The organism is Jeotgalibacillus campisalis (assembly GCF_000829515.1).
GTDB lineage: Bacteria > Bacillota > Bacilli > Bacillales > Jeotgalibacillaceae > Jeotgalibacillus > Jeotgalibacillus campisalis.
On the sequence record NZ_JXRR01000001.1, the window covers coordinates 262173 to 278687 of the forward strand.

Annotated in this window: 17 protein-coding genes; 6 read left to right on the top strand and 11 right to left on the bottom strand. The window is 42.3% G+C overall.

From position 1 onward, the window contains the following. Positions 1–15 precede the first annotated feature (15 nt). The 7 genes from KR50_RS01185 to pxpB all read right to left on the bottom strand — a co-directional run bounded on the left by KR50_RS01185 (position 16) and on the right by pxpB (position 6405). Positions 16–753, bottom strand: a complete 738-nt coding sequence (locus tag KR50_RS01185) for an ABC transporter permease (protein WP_041053802.1) — start codon at positions 751–753, stop codon at positions 16–18. Positions 754–757: 4 nt separating this feature from the next. Beyond that, positions 758–1750, bottom strand: coding sequence for an ABC transporter ATP-binding protein (locus KR50_RS01190; protein WP_041053804.1), 993 nt, complete (start codon positions 1748–1750; stop codon positions 758–760). Between the two features lie 18 nt (positions 1751–1768). Then, a complete protein-coding gene (locus tag KR50_RS01195; RefSeq protein ID WP_041053806.1) occupies positions 1769–2422 on the bottom strand; it encodes an ABC transporter permease in 654 nt (217 codons plus the stop codon). A gap of 192 nt (positions 2423–2614) precedes the next feature. After that, the gene (locus KR50_RS01200) at positions 2615–3802 is read right to left on the bottom strand and encodes an NRAMP family divalent metal transporter (RefSeq protein WP_198134217.1); all 1188 of its coding nucleotides are present in this window, start codon (positions 3800–3802) and stop codon (positions 2615–2617) included. A 29-nt stretch (positions 3803–3831) separates the two neighbouring features. Beyond that, complete coding sequence (locus KR50_RS01205; RefSeq protein WP_041053810.1) at positions 3832–4593, bottom strand: LamB/YcsF family protein; 762 nt, start codon at positions 4591–4593, stop codon at positions 3832–3834. A 109-nt stretch (positions 4594–4702) separates the two neighbouring features. After that, a complete protein-coding gene (locus tag KR50_RS01210) occupies positions 4703–5704 on the bottom strand; it encodes a 5-oxoprolinase subunit C family protein (RefSeq protein ID WP_041053811.1) in 1002 nt (333 codons plus the stop codon). Beyond that, positions 5701–6405 (bottom strand): 5-oxoprolinase subunit PxpB, encoded by a 705-nt coding sequence (gene pxpB / locus KR50_RS01215; RefSeq protein ID WP_041053812.1) that lies wholly within the window; start codon positions 6403–6405, stop codon positions 5701–5703. The genes KR50_RS01210 and pxpB overlap by 4 nt, the downstream gene beginning before the upstream one ends. Positions 6406–6636: 231 nt before the next feature. On the opposite strand from pxpB, the gene KR50_RS01220 reads away from it, so the two are divergent. Then, a complete protein-coding gene (locus tag KR50_RS01220) occupies positions 6637–7143 on the top strand; it encodes a hypothetical protein (RefSeq protein WP_041053813.1) in 507 nt (168 codons plus the stop codon). 85 nt (positions 7144–7228) lie between these two features. Here KR50_RS01220 and KR50_RS18135 read toward each other — a convergent pair whose 3' ends face one another. After that, a complete protein-coding gene (locus tag KR50_RS18135) occupies positions 7229–7789 on the bottom strand; it encodes a VanZ family protein (protein ID WP_084215449.1) in 561 nt (186 codons plus the stop codon). A gap of 205 nt (positions 7790–7994) precedes the next feature. On the opposite strand from KR50_RS18135, the gene KR50_RS18365 reads away from it, so the two are divergent. Beyond that, entirely contained in the window at positions 7995–8132 is a 138-nt protein-coding gene (locus KR50_RS18365) for a hypothetical protein (RefSeq protein WP_156969430.1), read from the top strand. A gap of 42 nt (positions 8133–8174) precedes the next feature. On the opposite strand, the gene KR50_RS01230 is transcribed toward KR50_RS18365, so the two are convergent. Both KR50_RS01230 and KR50_RS01235 read right to left on the bottom strand, forming a co-directional pair. After that, a complete protein-coding gene (locus KR50_RS01230; RefSeq protein ID WP_041053816.1) occupies positions 8175–8951 on the bottom strand; it encodes a 3-hydroxybutyrate dehydrogenase in 777 nt (258 codons plus the stop codon). A 40-nt stretch (positions 8952–8991) separates the two neighbouring features. Next, complete coding sequence (locus KR50_RS01235) at positions 8992–10311, bottom strand: GntP family permease (protein ID WP_041053819.1); 1320 nt, start codon at positions 10309–10311, stop codon at positions 8992–8994. A gap of 454 nt (positions 10312–10765) precedes the next feature. On the opposite strand from KR50_RS01235, the gene KR50_RS01240 reads away from it, so the two are divergent. Next, entirely contained in the window at positions 10766–11647 is an 882-nt protein-coding gene (locus KR50_RS01240; protein WP_041053822.1) for a LysR family transcriptional regulator, read from the top strand. Between the two features lie 140 nt (positions 11648–11787). Further along, entirely contained in the window at positions 11788–12384 is a 597-nt protein-coding gene (locus KR50_RS01245; RefSeq protein WP_041053825.1) for a hypothetical protein, read from the top strand. Positions 12385–12435: 51 nt separating this feature from the next. Here KR50_RS01245 and KR50_RS01250 read toward each other — a convergent pair whose 3' ends face one another. After that, positions 12436–12732: a hypothetical protein gene (locus KR50_RS01250; protein WP_041053826.1), complete on the bottom strand. Its 297-nt coding sequence runs from the start codon at positions 12730–12732 to the stop codon at positions 12436–12438. A 142-nt stretch (positions 12733–12874) separates the two neighbouring features. On the opposite strand from KR50_RS01250, the gene KR50_RS01255 reads away from it, so the two are divergent. After that, entirely contained in the window at positions 12875–13156 is a 282-nt protein-coding gene (locus KR50_RS01255) for a hypothetical protein (RefSeq protein ID WP_041053831.1), read from the top strand. A 334-nt stretch (positions 13157–13490) separates the two neighbouring features. After that, a complete protein-coding gene (pulA, locus tag KR50_RS01260; RefSeq protein ID WP_052476713.1) occupies positions 13491–16370 on the top strand; it encodes a type I pullulanase in 2880 nt (959 codons plus the stop codon). Positions 16371–16515: the final 145 nt, after the last annotated feature.

Consider the following 16515-nt stretch of genomic DNA (forward strand, 5'->3'; position numbering starts at 1 on the left):
CTGCCTCCCTTTTCGTTAAGTATTGGATACTGCTCTTGCACCCTTTGGAACTAGGACATTTTCCAGTTTTCTGAGCAAGTAGTCAGCTAAAATGGCCATGATCGTCACAGGTATCGCACCTGAAATCAAGAAGCCATTATCGAATAGCTGTATGCCGGTAAAGATCCATACACCAAGTCCGCCGCCGCCAACTACATATGCCAAAGCAGCTGTCCCAATATTTAAGACAACAGCCGTACGGATTCCGGCAAGAATGGAATACACAGCGTTTGGCAATTCGATGCGGAAAAGAATTTGGCTGGGCTTCATTCCCATTCCTTTTGCAGCATCAATTAAGTTAGGGTCGATCGTATCGAGCCCTGCTACAGTGTTTCTGAAGATCGGCAATATGGAGTAGATAAACAAAGCAAATACAGCCGTGTTAAAACCGATTCCAAGTACACTGATCATAAGGGCCAAAACAGCCAGACTCGGAATCGTTTGTCCAAAGTTCACGATATTTGTTATCAGCCATTCAGCTTTCCTGAATTTAGGTCTCGTGATGAGAACTCCGGCAGGAACTGCAATAAGGATCGCAAGCACTGAAGACACCAGAACCAGCACAAAATGCTGCCGCAGCAAGACTAAAAATGTACTCGATTGACTAAAAATATAAGAAAAATATTGATTATAAATGGCCCATGCAAAAAAAGCGATGACCAAACCATAAATGAAAAATCTAAAGCCGTTGCCGATTAGTTTCTTATTATTCACCGAATCACCCTTCCTGGGAGACGGACATCTTCCCTTTTATTTCATAATGAAGATATTTTTGAACCAGATCAATCGTAATTGAACCGATTTTTTCATCTTGATCATTCGTGACAATTACCTGATCGGCTTCCTGATTTAACAGCATGGAAAGCGTATTTCGCAAATCCTGATTTACATTAATGGTTTTTGTGTCATAAATGGACTCATCCATTTCGGCTAACCCAATCACTTCTTGTAAATTTCGGACTGTATGAAGACTTAAACTTTTAATGGCGCGGTCCTTGCCAAAAAATTGATTAACAAACTCATTTTCGGGGTGGGAAAGCATCTTAGATGGTGTATCGTACTGCATAATTTCCCCATCGCGAAGAAGCATGATTTTATCAGCCATTTTAATCGCTTCGTCAATATCGTGGCTGACAAAAAGAATGGTCTTTTTGACTTCTCTTTGAATTTGGAGAAATTCATCCTGTATTTTTTCACGAATGATTGGATCAAGCGCACCAAACGGCTCATCCATCAGCATTACTGGAGGATCTGCTGCAAGTGCCCGCACAACCCCGATCCGCTGCTGCTGACCACCTGATAATTCATGAGGATATCGCTTGCCGTATATTTTTGGATCCAGGCCAATCAGCTTCATAAGATAATTGAAGCGCTCTTTTTTCTTCTTTTTATTCCAGCCCAGAAGGTCGGTTACAATCATGACGTTCTCTTCAATGGTCATATTTGGAAAAAGACCATTACTTTGAATAACGTAGCCGATTTTTCTTCTTAACTCGATCGCATCTAAATCCATGGAATTTTCATTATCAATAACAATTGATCCTTCAGTGATGGACTCCAACCGGTTGACCATTCGCAAAAGAGTGGTTTTCCCGCAGCCTGATGGTCCGAGAAGAACAACGATTTTTCCTTCGTCTACGGTAAAGTCAACATCCTTTACCGCTGTTTTTTCACTTGAATATTTTTTGGTTACCTGATTAAACGTAATCATTTGTTCACCTCTTAACAGTTATTCGACAACAGCTTTTGTCGTAAAACGTTTCTGAATCAGCAGCAGCAATCCATCTGCAATGATCGCAAGCAAAGCAACGGCTAATGAACCGGAAATAATTAAGTAATTATCTCCCCTGCTGATTCCCTGCGTAATTAAAACACCAAGCCCCCCTGCACCAATATAAGCAGCAATGACGGCAATTCCGATATTCAAGACAACCGCAGTACGGATTCCCGCCATAATTACCGGCATAGCATTCGGAATCTCCACACGAAGCAGGCGCTGGTGGGTTTTCATGCCCATTCCGATTGCCGCGTCTCTCATTTCAGGATTAACATTTTTTATAGCGGTGTACGTATTCCGAATAATTGGCAATTGCGAATAAAGCACCAGTGCTACAAAAGCGGGTAGAAAGCCGATTCCTTTATTGATCAGCGAGAAAATAGGAATCATAATACCAAATAGTGCTAGACTTGGAATAGTCAGTGTAACGGAAGCAACTTGAAGAACAGTTCCTGCGAGGTATTCATTTGTGGTCAAGTAAATGCCTAAAGGCACACCAATCAATAAAGCTACGACAATAGCCAGGGAAACGAGCAGTGCATGGTCCAGGGTCAGCTCTAATATTCGCGGTGCGTTTATTTCAAGAAATCTAGCCCATTGTTCCATTGTGTTAACCTCCCTTCTTTATAAAGAGTATTCTCTACTCTTTTGATTTTTAAAAAAACTTAATAAAAAAGAGCTAGTCAGATCAACTTAATCTGATAACTCTTCTTTAGTGTAACATAGTAATTAAGGAAAATTGGCGAATAAGTGCAAAGAATGTCATAAATGCTCGAAAACCTGGTCTATTTTACTTAGTCAGGAAAATAGCTTAGGCATTTCATTAATAAGGGTATAGCCTCCCATATAAGCCATAACAACAACAATTAGTGCACCGAATACTGTCATCCAAATCGGATGTTTATAATCACCAATAATTTTTGTTTTGTGAGCAGCAATAAGCATAATGCCCAGAGACAATGGGAGAATCAGCCCGTTCAGCGCACCTACAAAAATTAAGATTGCAACCGGATTTCCTATCAGTACAAAAACAGTAGTGGAAATGACGATAAAACTGACAATCAAGGCTTTCTCATATTTTTGCAGGACAGGACTTAAGGTTTTAATAAAAGATACTGACGTATAGGCAGCACCCACTACTGAGGTGACTGCGGCAGCCCACATAACCACGCCAAACATTTTGTATCCCACGTTACCTGCTGCAAGCTGGAATACAGAAGCAGGAGGATTTCCAGGATCGATCTGAAGTCCTTGAGCGACAATGCCGAATGTAGCCAGGAAAAGGAAGATTCTCATAATCGACGCAATCCCTATAGCAGAAATAGAACTTTTCGTTACCTCACCCAGGTTCTCTTTTCCTTTTAAACCGGCATCAAGAAGGCGATGGCCGCCAGCAAACGTAATATAACCGCCTACCGTGCCTCCAACGAGTGTGACGATGGCTAGAGGATCAATCGTTTCAGGCATAAATGTCCTTGTCACAGCTTCCCCGATTGGCGGCTGAGACTGAAACATGACATAGATGGTCAAACCAATCATTAAAAAGCCCAGAATTTGTGTGAATCGATCCATCAAACGCCCAGCTTCTTTTACTAAGAAGATTCCAACGGCAACAAGCCCGCTGAAAAGAGCGCCCGCTTCTGGAGAAACACCAAAAAGAACGTTCGTTCCAAGTCCCGCTCCCCCAATGTTTCCAATATTAAAGGCAAGACCTCCCATTACGATGAGAACAGCGAGAACATACCCCAATCCAGGCAGCACGTCATTGGCAATATCCTGCGCTCTTTTTTCAGAAACCGCAATAATACGCCAGATATTCATTTGTGCACCTATATCAATAATAATCGAGATTAAAATGACAAATCCAAAACTCGCAGCAAGGGTTTGTGTGAAGGTCGTAGTTTGTGTTAGAAATCCTGGCCCAATGGCCGACGTTGCCATTAAAAAGGCGGCGCCAAGCAAGACACTGCGGTTGGATTTTTTCATTATGCTTTCCTCATTTCACTTAAAATTTGCTACTTGCTGATTTTCAACAGTTTAATTTTTTCAGCAGTCAACGCCTCATGGATCTTTTTTGCAAACGACAAGGCATAAGGGCCATCTCCGTGGATGCAAACCGTATCCGCCTGCAGATCGACGTCGATCCCTGATACTGATTTTACTTTCTGTTCTTTAATCATGCGGACCACTTGAGCTACAGCTTTGTCATCTTCATGAATCAGCGCATTTTTCTCTTTTCGGGAGGTAAGTTCACCTGTGCGCTGGTATGTTCTGTCAGCAAATACCTCACTCGCTGTTTTCAGGCCTCTTTTCAACCCCGCATGGATTAATTCTGAACCAGACAAACCATACAATACCAGGTCAGGGTCAACGTCGTATACAGCTTTAGCGATCGCTTCTGCAAGTTGAGGATCACCCGCAGCCATATTATATAATGCCCCGTGCGGCTTCACATGCTGCATCCGTTCTCCTGCGGCTCTCACAAACCCGTTTAATGCACCTATTTGATACACTACGAGGTCATACGCCTCATCAGGTGTAACAGCAATATTTCTCCTGCCAAAACCTGTGACATCATTAAAACCGGGATGAGCACCTATCCCGACATTTTTCTCCAAAGCCATATGTACTGTTTTTTTCATTATGGCAGGGTCTCCCGCATGAAAGCCGCAAGCAATATTAGCAGACGTCACATAATCCAGAAGATCTTCATCATTTCCCATTTTGTAGGCCCCGAAGCCTTCTCCCATGTCACAATTCAAATCAACTCGCAGCATCCTTATTCCCCTTTTCATGATCTATTTTAGGCATTTTAAAAGCTGCTGTTCATTGCAATTGTGTGATTCCTTTCACCCCAAGAACAGAGCATTGTATTCATCACCTTATTTACCCTCGTCTTACTTTTAGCTCAATGCTCCATTTTAATTCTCTAATCGCTCTTTCTCGTTTTAAAATGGATTCTTGAGCTTCCGTGTGAGAAATTTTTTCAAAACGAAGCGATTCACCCGGTTTTTTTTGCGCTAAGACAGGAAGGTCAATTGAAGCCACCTGTCCAATTTTCGGATACCCTCCAATGGTCTGCCGGTCTGCAAGCAGGATAATCGGTTCTCCATCAGAAGGAACCTGAATGGTACCAAACGATACAGCTTCAGAAAGCAATTCTTCAGAAACCGTTCTTTCAAGCACCGGTCCGTTTAAGCGAAATCCCATCCTGTCTGATTGTGGAGAAAGCTTGTAGGTTTCCTCCCAAAATTCATTCCTGCTGCTTTCAGAGAATTCATCATATTGTCTTCCTTTCATCACCCGTATCGTTTCCCGTTCATATAAATCATTAAGATAGGCGGCAGATATGGACCAATCTGAAGTCATATAGGTTTTGCCCTTTTTTGTTAGTGAGTGAATAATCTGTTTTGTCTGCTCTGATAACGGACCGATTTGCAGCACGTCTTCTTTTTCAAGCGCTCTTCCTTTGAAGCCGCCAATCCCTGCTCTGACATAGGTCGATTTGCTGTTCATTACAGCAGGGATATCCAGTCCTCCTCCAACTGCAATGACCGCTCTGCAGCCTTTTTTACTGAATTTCATGTGGAGCGTGCTGCCCTTTTGAACAAGCACTGGACGCCATAAAGGCATCGGTTCATTATCAATTAAAGCTGAATAGTCTGCCCCGCAAACAGCAATCAGCATAGACTCTTCAAACTGTATGGTTGGACCTGTAAGAGTCACTTCAATCCCGGCTTCATCTTTCTCATTTCCTACTATATAATTAGCTATTCGCAGAGCAAAAGGATCCATCACTCCGTTTGTGATGATTCCATACTGCTGAAAGCCGTGCCTTCCCTCGTCCTGAATGGTTGAAAGAAGACCTGGTTCAATTATACGAATCATTTATTTCTCTCCTGACGTTGATAGAATTCCTCTTCTGAAATCGCATAAAACCGTATCTTATCACCAGCCTGCAGCAGAGTTGGCTCTTCTTCGTTCATTGGACGGAATAGTGCTTCCGGTGTTTGGCCGATTAATTGCCATCCGCCCGGCGTTTCAATTGGATACACCCCTGTTTGCTGCCCGGCAATTCCTACCGATCCCACTGGTATTTGAAGTCTCGGTTTTGATTTTCTGGGAGTCGCTAATTTTTCATTTAAACCGCCTATGTATGGAAAACCCGGAGCAAAACCAAGCATATAAACGGTATATTCAGCTTTTGTATGCAGCTCTATCACTTCTTCGGCAGTGATTGCATTGTGCTTGGCCACCTGCTCCAGGTCCGGACCGCTTTTTCCTCCATAGAAAACAGGAATGTTAATTTCCCGTGAAGTTCTCTTAGCAAAAGATTTTTTCGAATCAAGCAGCACAGAGAGTTCTTTTTCCACTAAATTATAAGGATCTGAAAAGGCAAGAAGCTTGCGTATATCGTAATGAACGGCGATTGAAGCAAAAGCAGGAACGATTTCAACGACCCAATCATACTTTTTCTCTGCTATTCTGTCTTTTACACCTTGTACCTGTTCATGAATGACTTCATTAACCTCCTGTGTAAATTCAATTAAGATGGCCTGATCGCCAAGAGAATGGAGGGAATAGTTCATCAAAAACAGCTCCTTTCCTATACAATCTTCTGAATATTTATTATTTCTGCATTGTACCTTAAAAGAGAGAATTCAATCAACCAAAGGACATGGATTAGATAGATTTGGCACTTTAGACATTAGGAATATGAAACATTATTCTCGTTAAAACGTAACGTTATTGAAGGAAAAAACGATTGAGAATGATTGAAAAATAACTAACAAGAACGCATTATTTTAAGGAGGAATTCAGTGAAAAATAGATGGTTTATTTTACAATTATTCACTTTTTTATTCATAACAGGGCTATTTGGAGTACTCCACTCTTTTGCAATACCCCTGCACACATTTTTTCAAGCGGAAGTGCTGGGTTTACCCGGGAGTTTTGTTTCCTCTGCTCTTTTTGTGGGCTTTATACTGCTTGGAGGACATGTAATCGACTATTTTCAGCATAGAAAAAAGGCCACATTCTTAAAGCATCCATTGTGGAGTAAAGTGCCTTTTATTCTTTTAGCGGTTCTTTTGCTGTCTGCTGTAATCCTGACTGTCCTCTTTACATCTATCAGTCTACCCTCAGATGCCGGGCTCAGCTATCGATGGGTGGTTGACCTGTTTGCTGCTTATTTTACCCTTCTTTTCTACTTACTCGTCCTATCCATAATGATTCGCTTTGGAGAAGAGGTTTCTGCTGAAAAAACCTTGCACCGGGCTTATTTTTCTTCATTAGCTGCGTACATACTTTTGGTTTTCTTCGTCTAGATCCTCAAACAATCGTAAAAAGGCGGAATTCAACGTTGATTTACACAACGATTGGATTCCGCCTTTTTTGCCGATTGCCAGGAAATTAAGCCGCTGAGTCCTGCATCTTCTTTGCTTTCCATTTTTTAATACTGCTGAGAACAAGATAAACTATAAATCCTCCTGATGTATTCATGATCAGATCGTCCACATTAAACACCCGCATCCAAATGACCCCTGTAAACGAGAGAAAAAGCTGCAAAGATTCGATCAGCAGACTTGTCCCTAAAATCAGAAGAAACGCTTTCCATGCATGGCGAATGTGAAATAAAGCGGATAAATAAAAACCTAAAGGCATCAGCATAAGAAAATTAAAAAAGGTTAAACGGGCATTATTAAAAAATGGGTATCCGTCAAATCTTTCATAGGTGCTCCATTCCTGAATAAAATAAAAAGGCTCAAGCTGCATGCGGACCGGGGCCTCATGTATAGGCGGAATATGAATCCATCCAATCGTAAGCTGCGAAAGTACCGCACAATACCCTATAAAACTGTAAAACAACACGCGATTAAACCCTTTCTTTCTCTTAACCTTCCCATCCCTCCAGATTAAAACAATAAAAATGAGGGCTCCTATCAAAATCGCAGGAATTGTTACTTGTCCCATTGCTTGTCACACTCTCCATCTTAAAAAGCATTTGATCATTTCTTTTATGTTCATCATTTAAAAAAAGGACCGCTTTTTCATAAATATGATTTCTATATTGTATAGTATATTTTCGCTAATTAAAAAAAATAATTAAAAATGGGAACTTTTTTCTTCCAAAAACGTCTAATTACCTAATATGGTTTTTATTGGAGGTTTGAATAGGATGACTCATACTCTCGGAAAAACCCTTCTATTCATAATCGGAATAGGTGTTGTGGTACTGCTCTCCGTCTTGATTTTCGCATTTTGGGTTGGCGGCGATGTCATGGATATGGTAATGGCCTGGTTTAAAAAGGAGTAAGCAAAAACCACAACCTGAATGGAGGCTGTGGTTTGCTTGCCTTTATTGTGCTGTATACCCTCCGTCAAGAATCGCTGCCTGACCCGTAACACCTCCAGCTTTTTCACTTGCAAGAAACAATGTGTAATCCGCTACCTCTTTTACACTAAGAAGCCGCTTTTGCGGGACCAGTGGATAAATAACTTCTTCAAGTACCTTTTCAAGGGAGACCCCTCTGTTTGCCGCTAAATCTCCAAGCTGATTTCTTACTAAAGGGGTGTCGACATATCCCGGACAAAGCGCATTCACTGTGATCCCATGGTCAGCCCCTTCCAGCGCTGCCACTTTTGTTAAGCCGATAACTCCATGCTTTGCACTGTTGTAAGCGGCTTTTCCTGCAAAACCAACAAGTCCGTTTATCGAAGACATATTAATAATCCTGCCATACCCCTGTCTCTTCATAAGAGGGAACACTTTTTTTGTTGCTATAAAAGGCGCAGTGAGCATGATTTTTAGTAAAAGCTCAAACTTTTCTGTGGGAAACTCCTCTATCGCCGCAACATACTGCATTCCTGCATTATTGATTAGTACATCGAGGCTTCCATAATAGGCTGCTGCCTCATCGATTGATTGTTCAATTTCCTCTTCTTTTGTCACATCGCACCGCAGTCCAATACAATTGTATCCTTTCTCAGCCAGTGATTGAGCAGCCTGCTTGACCATTTCTTCATCAATGTCCGTCAGCACAACTCTGGCTCCTTCTTTGGCAAACTCACGGCCTATTTCAAAGCCGATCCCGCTGGCTGCTCCCGTTATAAATACTGCCTTATTTTCAACCATACTCATCCCTCCTGTGTGAAAGCTCCATTTTTATAGAACATTAGATTCCCAGCCCAAGAGAAAATAGGGCGATGGCTATTCCCAGACCGATTAACGGTACAATTACCGTGACAATGCCCACCGGCCCGTAAGCATCTTTATGAGTTTCACCACATACCCCTCTGATTGTGGTTACGACATATCCGTTATGAGGCAAAGAATCGAGTGCCCCTGAGGAAATCGCCACCGTCCGATGGAGTGCCTCTGTATTAACACCCATCTCCATGTAATGAGGCGCGAGAAGCGGCAGAGCAATCACCTGACCGCCCGACGCAGATCCTGTAAGTCCTGCTATTACGCTGACTGCAATGGCGCCTCCAAGCAGCGGACTTCCTGGAATGCTTGTCATCGCATCAACTGCTACATTAAAGGCAGGAACCGCTTTTGCGACACCGCCAAATCCGACTACAGCAGCTGTATTGCCTATCGCAATCAGCGCACCGATTGTTCCTTCTGACATGGCCTTCCCAAAGTTAATAAAGTATTTTCTATTTAGGACATAGGTAGCAATAATCCCCCCAAGCAAAGCGATGATAAGGGCAGACGTTAAAAGTTCATCATGGAAAATAAACGAAATAGCCAGCACAACGATAAGAGGAATAGCACTTAAAGCGGGATTCGGAAGTTTTCTATTTTCCACAACAGGATCCGTTTCTCTCGCTTCAAATCGCTCTCCCCGCCCTACTGCTTTATTAATCATTCTTTTCAGCCACCAATAACCAAAAATCATCATAAATACCGCCACAATCAAACTGACTTCCCACCCTGCATATGCCGTTGTATTTAAATAATCAATCGGGATCCAGTTTTGAATTTCAGGAGACCCCGCAGAAGTCATGGTAAACGTCACTGAACCAAACGCCAGTGCCGAGGGAATAAATCTTCTTGGAAGATCAGCTTGCTTAAATAAGCTAAGTGCCATTGGAAAAACAGAAAAAGCGACAACAAACAAGCTGACTCCCCCGTAGGTTAGTACGGCACAGGAAAGCACGATGGCGAACACCGCTTTTTTAATTCCGAATTTTTCAACCAGCCATTTTGACACACTGTCTGCTGCTCCACTGTCTTCCATTACTTTTCCAAAAATGGCCCCTAATAAAAACATGGGAAACCATGAAGTAATGAAGCCTGAAAATCCTCCCATATAATTTGTCAGAAAGTTGGATTCTCCTTCTCCAACCAGCTGTGGAAACAAAGGCATACCGCTAAAAACTGCTACAACCAGCGCACAAAGCGGACCAGCAACAAGAAGATTCATGCCTCTCATCGTTAACACAATAAGTAAAATAAGTCCTCCAACCAAACCGATCATACTGAACATATTTCTTCCTCCCTCGCCCTCTTATTTTCCATTCTTCTTTAACGTTATGTAGAAATATGAATCCCAAAGCGCTTTACTCATTCCAAATGATCTTAAATACCGTAATGTAATCGCTTACAATTATCACTAGTTTAAAGTTTCAATTTCTGAATTAACTAGTACTCATTTGCCTGATCATCTTCGAGCGGCTCCCCGTCCCCCCTTAATCGCTGCTCTTCAAACCAATAAAATAAAACCAACTCTTCCTTTTTTTAAGTTAAACTTTTTAAATATTTAGACTTATTTCGTTTTTCAGTGTACCTTTTCTTGTAAGATAGGTAAAATGAATAATTATTATATTACATATAACAAAAAGTTATAGGTGTTCAAAAAACGCACTCGATCGTTAAGCTATGAAAATTTTAAAAATGCTCTAAATCAAAGTCAGGCATTTTCAATAAAGGGAGTTGATCCATTGGATATCCGGCAGCTTAGTTATTTTATAGAAGTCGCAAAACATAAAAGCTTTACGAAAGCTTCGCGAACGCTCCATGTTACCCAGCCGACTTTAAGTAAGATGGTAAAAGGGCTTGAGCAGGAGCTTGAGGTTACATTAATTGATCGTTCAGCCAAACAGATCAAGTTAACGGATGCAGGTGAAATTGTCCTTACTCAGGCTCAAAAAGTCGTAAATGGTCTCGACGACCTCTCCGCTTCCCTTTACGATGTGATGAATTTAAAGAAAGGCAAAATTAAAATCGGACTGCCTCCTGTGATCAGCACTCTTTTTTTCCCGACCATTATTGCAGAATTTCAAAAAGAATACCCCGATGTAATGGTGATGCTTGCTGAAGACGGTGCAAAAAAAGTGGAACAAAAAGTCCTCGATGGGGAAGTTGATCTGGGGTTTGTCCTTCTTCCTGTTAATGAGGAGCTATTTGACGTCGTTCCTTTTGTTCAACAGGAAATTAAATTGCTTGTCCATGAATCACATCCATTAGCAGACCGGCAAGTCGTTGATTTGAATGAGTTAAAAGAGGATATGTTCCTGCTGTTGAGTAAAGAATTTACTCTGAATAGCAGAACAATTGAAGTATGTATCAGTGAAGGATTTACACCCAAGATTGCTTACGAAAGCTCCCAATGGGATTTTATAGTCGGAATGGTCGAGAAAAATCTTGGTGTGACCCTTATGCCAAAACTAATTTGCGACCGTGTAAAGAACGGACCTTTCAAAATGATCTCACTGACAAAACCATTCCCATGGCATTTAGGCATGATTTTAGCAAAAAACAGATATGTTCCCTATACATCAAGAGAATTTATCACTCTTGTAAAATCGCTGCCTCATGCTTAGGGTAGGCGTTCACACACACAGATCAAATGAAGTGAAATACACTAATTAACAAGTGGCAGATAAGGGCGGCGGTTGCGGTTGATCCAACGAGTCTTTATTTGCTCAGGAAAATTGGTTTATTTCAGAAAGGAAAATGTGTGATGAACGAATATTACTATATGAATTCCTATCCCTATTACGATCAGGAACCTGCCTATGATCAAAGAATTCTGTCGCCAATCAGCTGGTTCCCTCTTCCCGGGAGTGGACAGGGCGGCGGACAAGGGTTTCCTTTTCCAGGCGGAGGCCAGAGCGGCGGTCAGGGATTTCCTTTTCCAGGCGGAGGTCAGAGCGGCGGTCAAGGATTTCCTTTCCCAGGCGGCAATCAAGGCGGAGGCCAGGGATTTCCTTTTCCGAACGGTGGCCAGGGCGGAAATCCATTTCCGGGCGGCGGTCAGGGCGGTGGCAGCTCACAACAGAGTATGAGCGCACCGACTTCCCCGCCCCCATCTCAAATTCCACCTAAACCCTTTACTGCTCAAGGAGGCCCATCTGTTTTCCTTGTTGATCCCAATGTCATTCGTCCGTGTCTGTTTCGCTTTACCTATGTATGGCTAACGAGCGGTGCCTCCTTCTGGTTTTATCCGGTGGTACTAGGAAGCAATTCGGTTGGCGGGTTTTATTGGAATAGCAGCCGGTTCCGGTGGATGTACATCGGACTCGATACCAGGAATATCGAAGTTGTCAGCTGTTCTTAACTAAAAACAGGAGCTTTAGTGGTCAGATCCTAAACCGCTTAAGCTCCTGTTTCATGTGGATTTTTTTCTCTGTACCTTATTTAAGTATGAAACGATAGAAGTTTTAATTGAAGCATATACGCCTACCGCAGCATTCCCATAAAAAAACCCCATAAATATACCCGCAGCTAAGTGACCGCTGTGACTGATGAAAATCGAAAGTAACAAACCCAGTGCATTGGCTAACGTTGGAATAATAAACTTGGGAATTGAAAATTTTAGTTTCAGCAGCTGGATGATCACAACAATTGCCGGAACAGCAATCACAGCATCCCAAAAAGTTGTATGAATCACTGGAAAACCACTCATTACCGTCACCCTTTTTTCTATTAGCTTTCCTCTATAAAAGGATCATCATTCAAAAAAATTTAAAAATCAGGGATAATCATCCAAGAACCTAAACCGGGTTAGGCATAAGCTTTAAGGAATGAACTTTTAGGAGGGTACGCTTATGAACAACGGCATGTATTCTTTACATGATGGATATTCGTATGACAATCAATCGTATGAGACAGATCAAAGACAATTTGGAAGACCCTTTGGAAGACCTTTTGGATATGGGCGGCCATTTGGTTACGGCCGGCCATTTGGTTACGGACGGCCGTTTGGTTACGGCAGACCTTTTGGATTTGGCTTTCCAGGCGGATTTGCAGGAGGCCTTTTGACAGGAGCGCTTTTATCTCCGGGATTTGGCTATGGATATCAGCCATATCCTTACCCTTATTACTATTAAAACGAACTGAAAAAGCTTTGATCAATTTATTTATTCAAGACGGGGCTGGGACAAATGTGTCTCAGCCTTTTCTACCTGCGCTTTTAAGCACCCGTCCCATACTGCAGAAACCACCATGTGCTGGCGTTATGCCTTCTTTAAATAGAAAAACCAGTGAATCGTGAAAATAGTCCTTGTTATGAATCTAGTTAATAAGGTTCATTTTGTGCAACTATTGTGCAACCGCTTACATAAATAAGCTGCTTCCTTTATACTTCTAAATAATACCACTATTCTATTTTAGGAGGGAAATACGTACGTGAAAAATCGAAAATGGCTGTCCTGCTTACTGGCAATGGTGTTGCTTCTATCCTTTATTCCGGTTGTGCAACCGATTGCATCTGTTCAAGCAGAAGATTCTACTACTTACACTTCTTTAATTGTCCATTACCAGGAAGATCCTGAAACAACACAGGATTGGAACTTATGGGTATGGGCAGACGGAGCTGAAGGACAGGTACATAATTTTACCGAGGAAGATGCATTTGGAAAAATTGCAAAGGTGGACCTGGATGGCTCTCATGAACGTTTTGGATTTATCGTTCGAACAGATGCATGGGAGAAAGACGGCGGTGACCGCTGGGCTGATGTGAAGGCTGGTGTGGCCGAAGTATGGATCAAATCAGGCGACGAAACTGTTTATACTGAACCGCCTGACGGAGAATATCGTGACTTCCCTTCCTTTAACGAAGTGGATTTAACGGTGCACTATTATCGTTATGATAATGATTATGAGGGCTGGGATTTATGGGTGTGGCCAGGCGATGGAGATGGACAAGCTGTAGAATACACTTCAGAGGATGACTACGGAAAAACAGCAGAAGTCACACTGACCGATGAAGAAGCATTTGACAAAATCGGACTGATCGTTCGAAAAAATGAAGGGGATAACGATTGGGCTGACCGTGAGTTCGGCGATCGCATTGTTCGTCAGATTCAAGACGACGGCACCGCGGAAATCTGGCTTGTACAAGGGGAAGAAGGCATCTATTATGATCCGAATCACATTGACCGCGATCCGAGGATTTTAAGCGCAGCCATAGATGGGTTAAACGAGATTACATTGACAACCAATTTCCCAATTGACACGTCGCTCGAAGATACGGGAATCAGTTTAAGCGGCGGACTTGATATAGAGTCGATTCTGCCTGTAAAAGAAGGTGAAACGCTGACAACGAAAGTGAAGATTACGACAAAACAGGAAATCGATTTAACGAAGACCTATAAAGTCATCACGGATGTATTCGGCGAAGCGACCGTACAGGTGGGCAAAGTCGTCCGTTCAGAAGAATTTGATGAGGAATATTTTTACGACGGAGATGACTTAGGAAATACGTATACAGAAGAGCAGACAGACTTTAAAGTATGGGCACCTACGGCAAGTGAAGCGAAACTCGTGACGTATGAAGCGTGGGATGATACAGCCGGAACTGAAACGGATATGGAAAAAGATGAAAAAGGAACATGGAAAGCTTCTTTAACTGGAGATCAAGACGGTCTTCTTTATACGTATAAGGTGAAAATTGGAGACGAATGGCGTGAAGCCGTTGATCCTTATATACGCTCTACTTCCGTTAACGGAGACAAAGGAGCAGTCATTGATTTAGAGGAAACAGATCCTGAAGGCTGGGATGAAGAGCAAGGGTTTGAGGCGTCACCTAACCCTGAGGACGCGATCATTTATGAGCTGCATGTCCGTGATTTGTCGATTCAGCCTGAAAGCGGCATTGAGCAAAAAGGAAAATACCTCGGTGTAACCGAATTAGAAACAACTGGACCCGAGGGAGTCAGAACCGGCTTAAACCATATTAAAGATCTTGGTGTCAGCCATGTTCAATTCTTGCCAATCTATGATTATCGGACTGTTGATGAAACAAACCTCGACACACCTCAATTTAATTGGGGATATGATCCGAAAAATTATAATGTTCCAGAAGGTTCTTATGCAACCGATCCTTACGACCCTGATGTTCGGGTAAAAGAATTGAAACAAATGATCCATTCCCTGCACGAGGAAAATCTCGGAGTAGTTATGGATGTTGTTTATAACCATATGTACGCAGTGAATGAATCAAACTTTAACCAGCTTGTTCCAGGGTACTATTTCCGCTACAATGAGGACGGTACACTGGCTAATGGTACAGGAGTAGGAAATGACACCGCTTCTGAACGCAACATGATGGAGAAATTTATTGTGGATTCAGTTTCTTATTGGGCTGAGGAATATAATATGAACGGCTTCCGTTTCGATCTCATGGGGATCCATGATACAGATACAATGAATGCTGTTCGAGAGGCGCTTGATGAAATTGATCCATCTATTATTGTTCTTGGAGAAGGATGGGATCTTAACACCCCTCTTGACCCTGAACGAAAAGCCAATCAGAAAAATGCCGAGGACATGCCTCGCATCGCCCACTTTAATGACACATTGCGTGATGGCGCAAAAGGCAGCGTATGGGAAGATGCAGACCCGGGCTTTATAAACGGCAAACAGGGCATGGAAGAGATCATGAAACAAAGTGTGGCAGGCGGATTCGATTATGCGGACAGCACAGCCACCTACCGTGATCCTGATCAAGTCGTTCAATATGTAGAAGCCCATGACAACCTTACATTATGGGACAAGCTGGAGAAAACGAATCCTGATGCCTCTGAAATGGATAAAAAAGCGATGCACAAGCTTGGATCTTCTATTGTGCTAACTTCCCAGGGGATTTCGTTTATCCACGCCGGCCAGGAGTTTATGCGAACTAAAGGCGGAGATCATAACAGCTATCAATCACCTGATTCCGTTAATCAGCTTGACTGGGAAAGACGGGCTGAATTTGATGAAGAAGTAGAGTACATGAAAGGCTTAATTGATCTGCGCCAGCGATTTGAAGCTTTTCGTTTAACGGATGCAGATGAGATCGAAGAACGTCTCCACTTTACAAAAGCACCAAGAAATGTAGTCGCGTACACACTTGAGGAGAAAAAGAATCGAAATCTTTTCGTTATTCACAATGCCAATAAAGGGGCTAAAGTCGTCAAGCTCCCTGGTAAAGGACCATGGAAAGTATTAGTAGACAGTGATAACGCTGGAACCAAAATCTTAAACATTCGACACGGAAATAGTATGAAGGTAAAAGGACTAAGTTCGATGGTATTGCTTAAGGATGGAAAATTAAAATAGTCCTTTAATCAATTGAAATTGAGCTAATGAACTATCTGGTAGATTGAGTGTGAGTTCGTTTTTAAAAAAGGGGTATCGAGCAAGTCAGGTTTCACCTGCTTTCTTGATACTCTTTTTTAATTAATCCGCAAGTAGGTCCATTGAC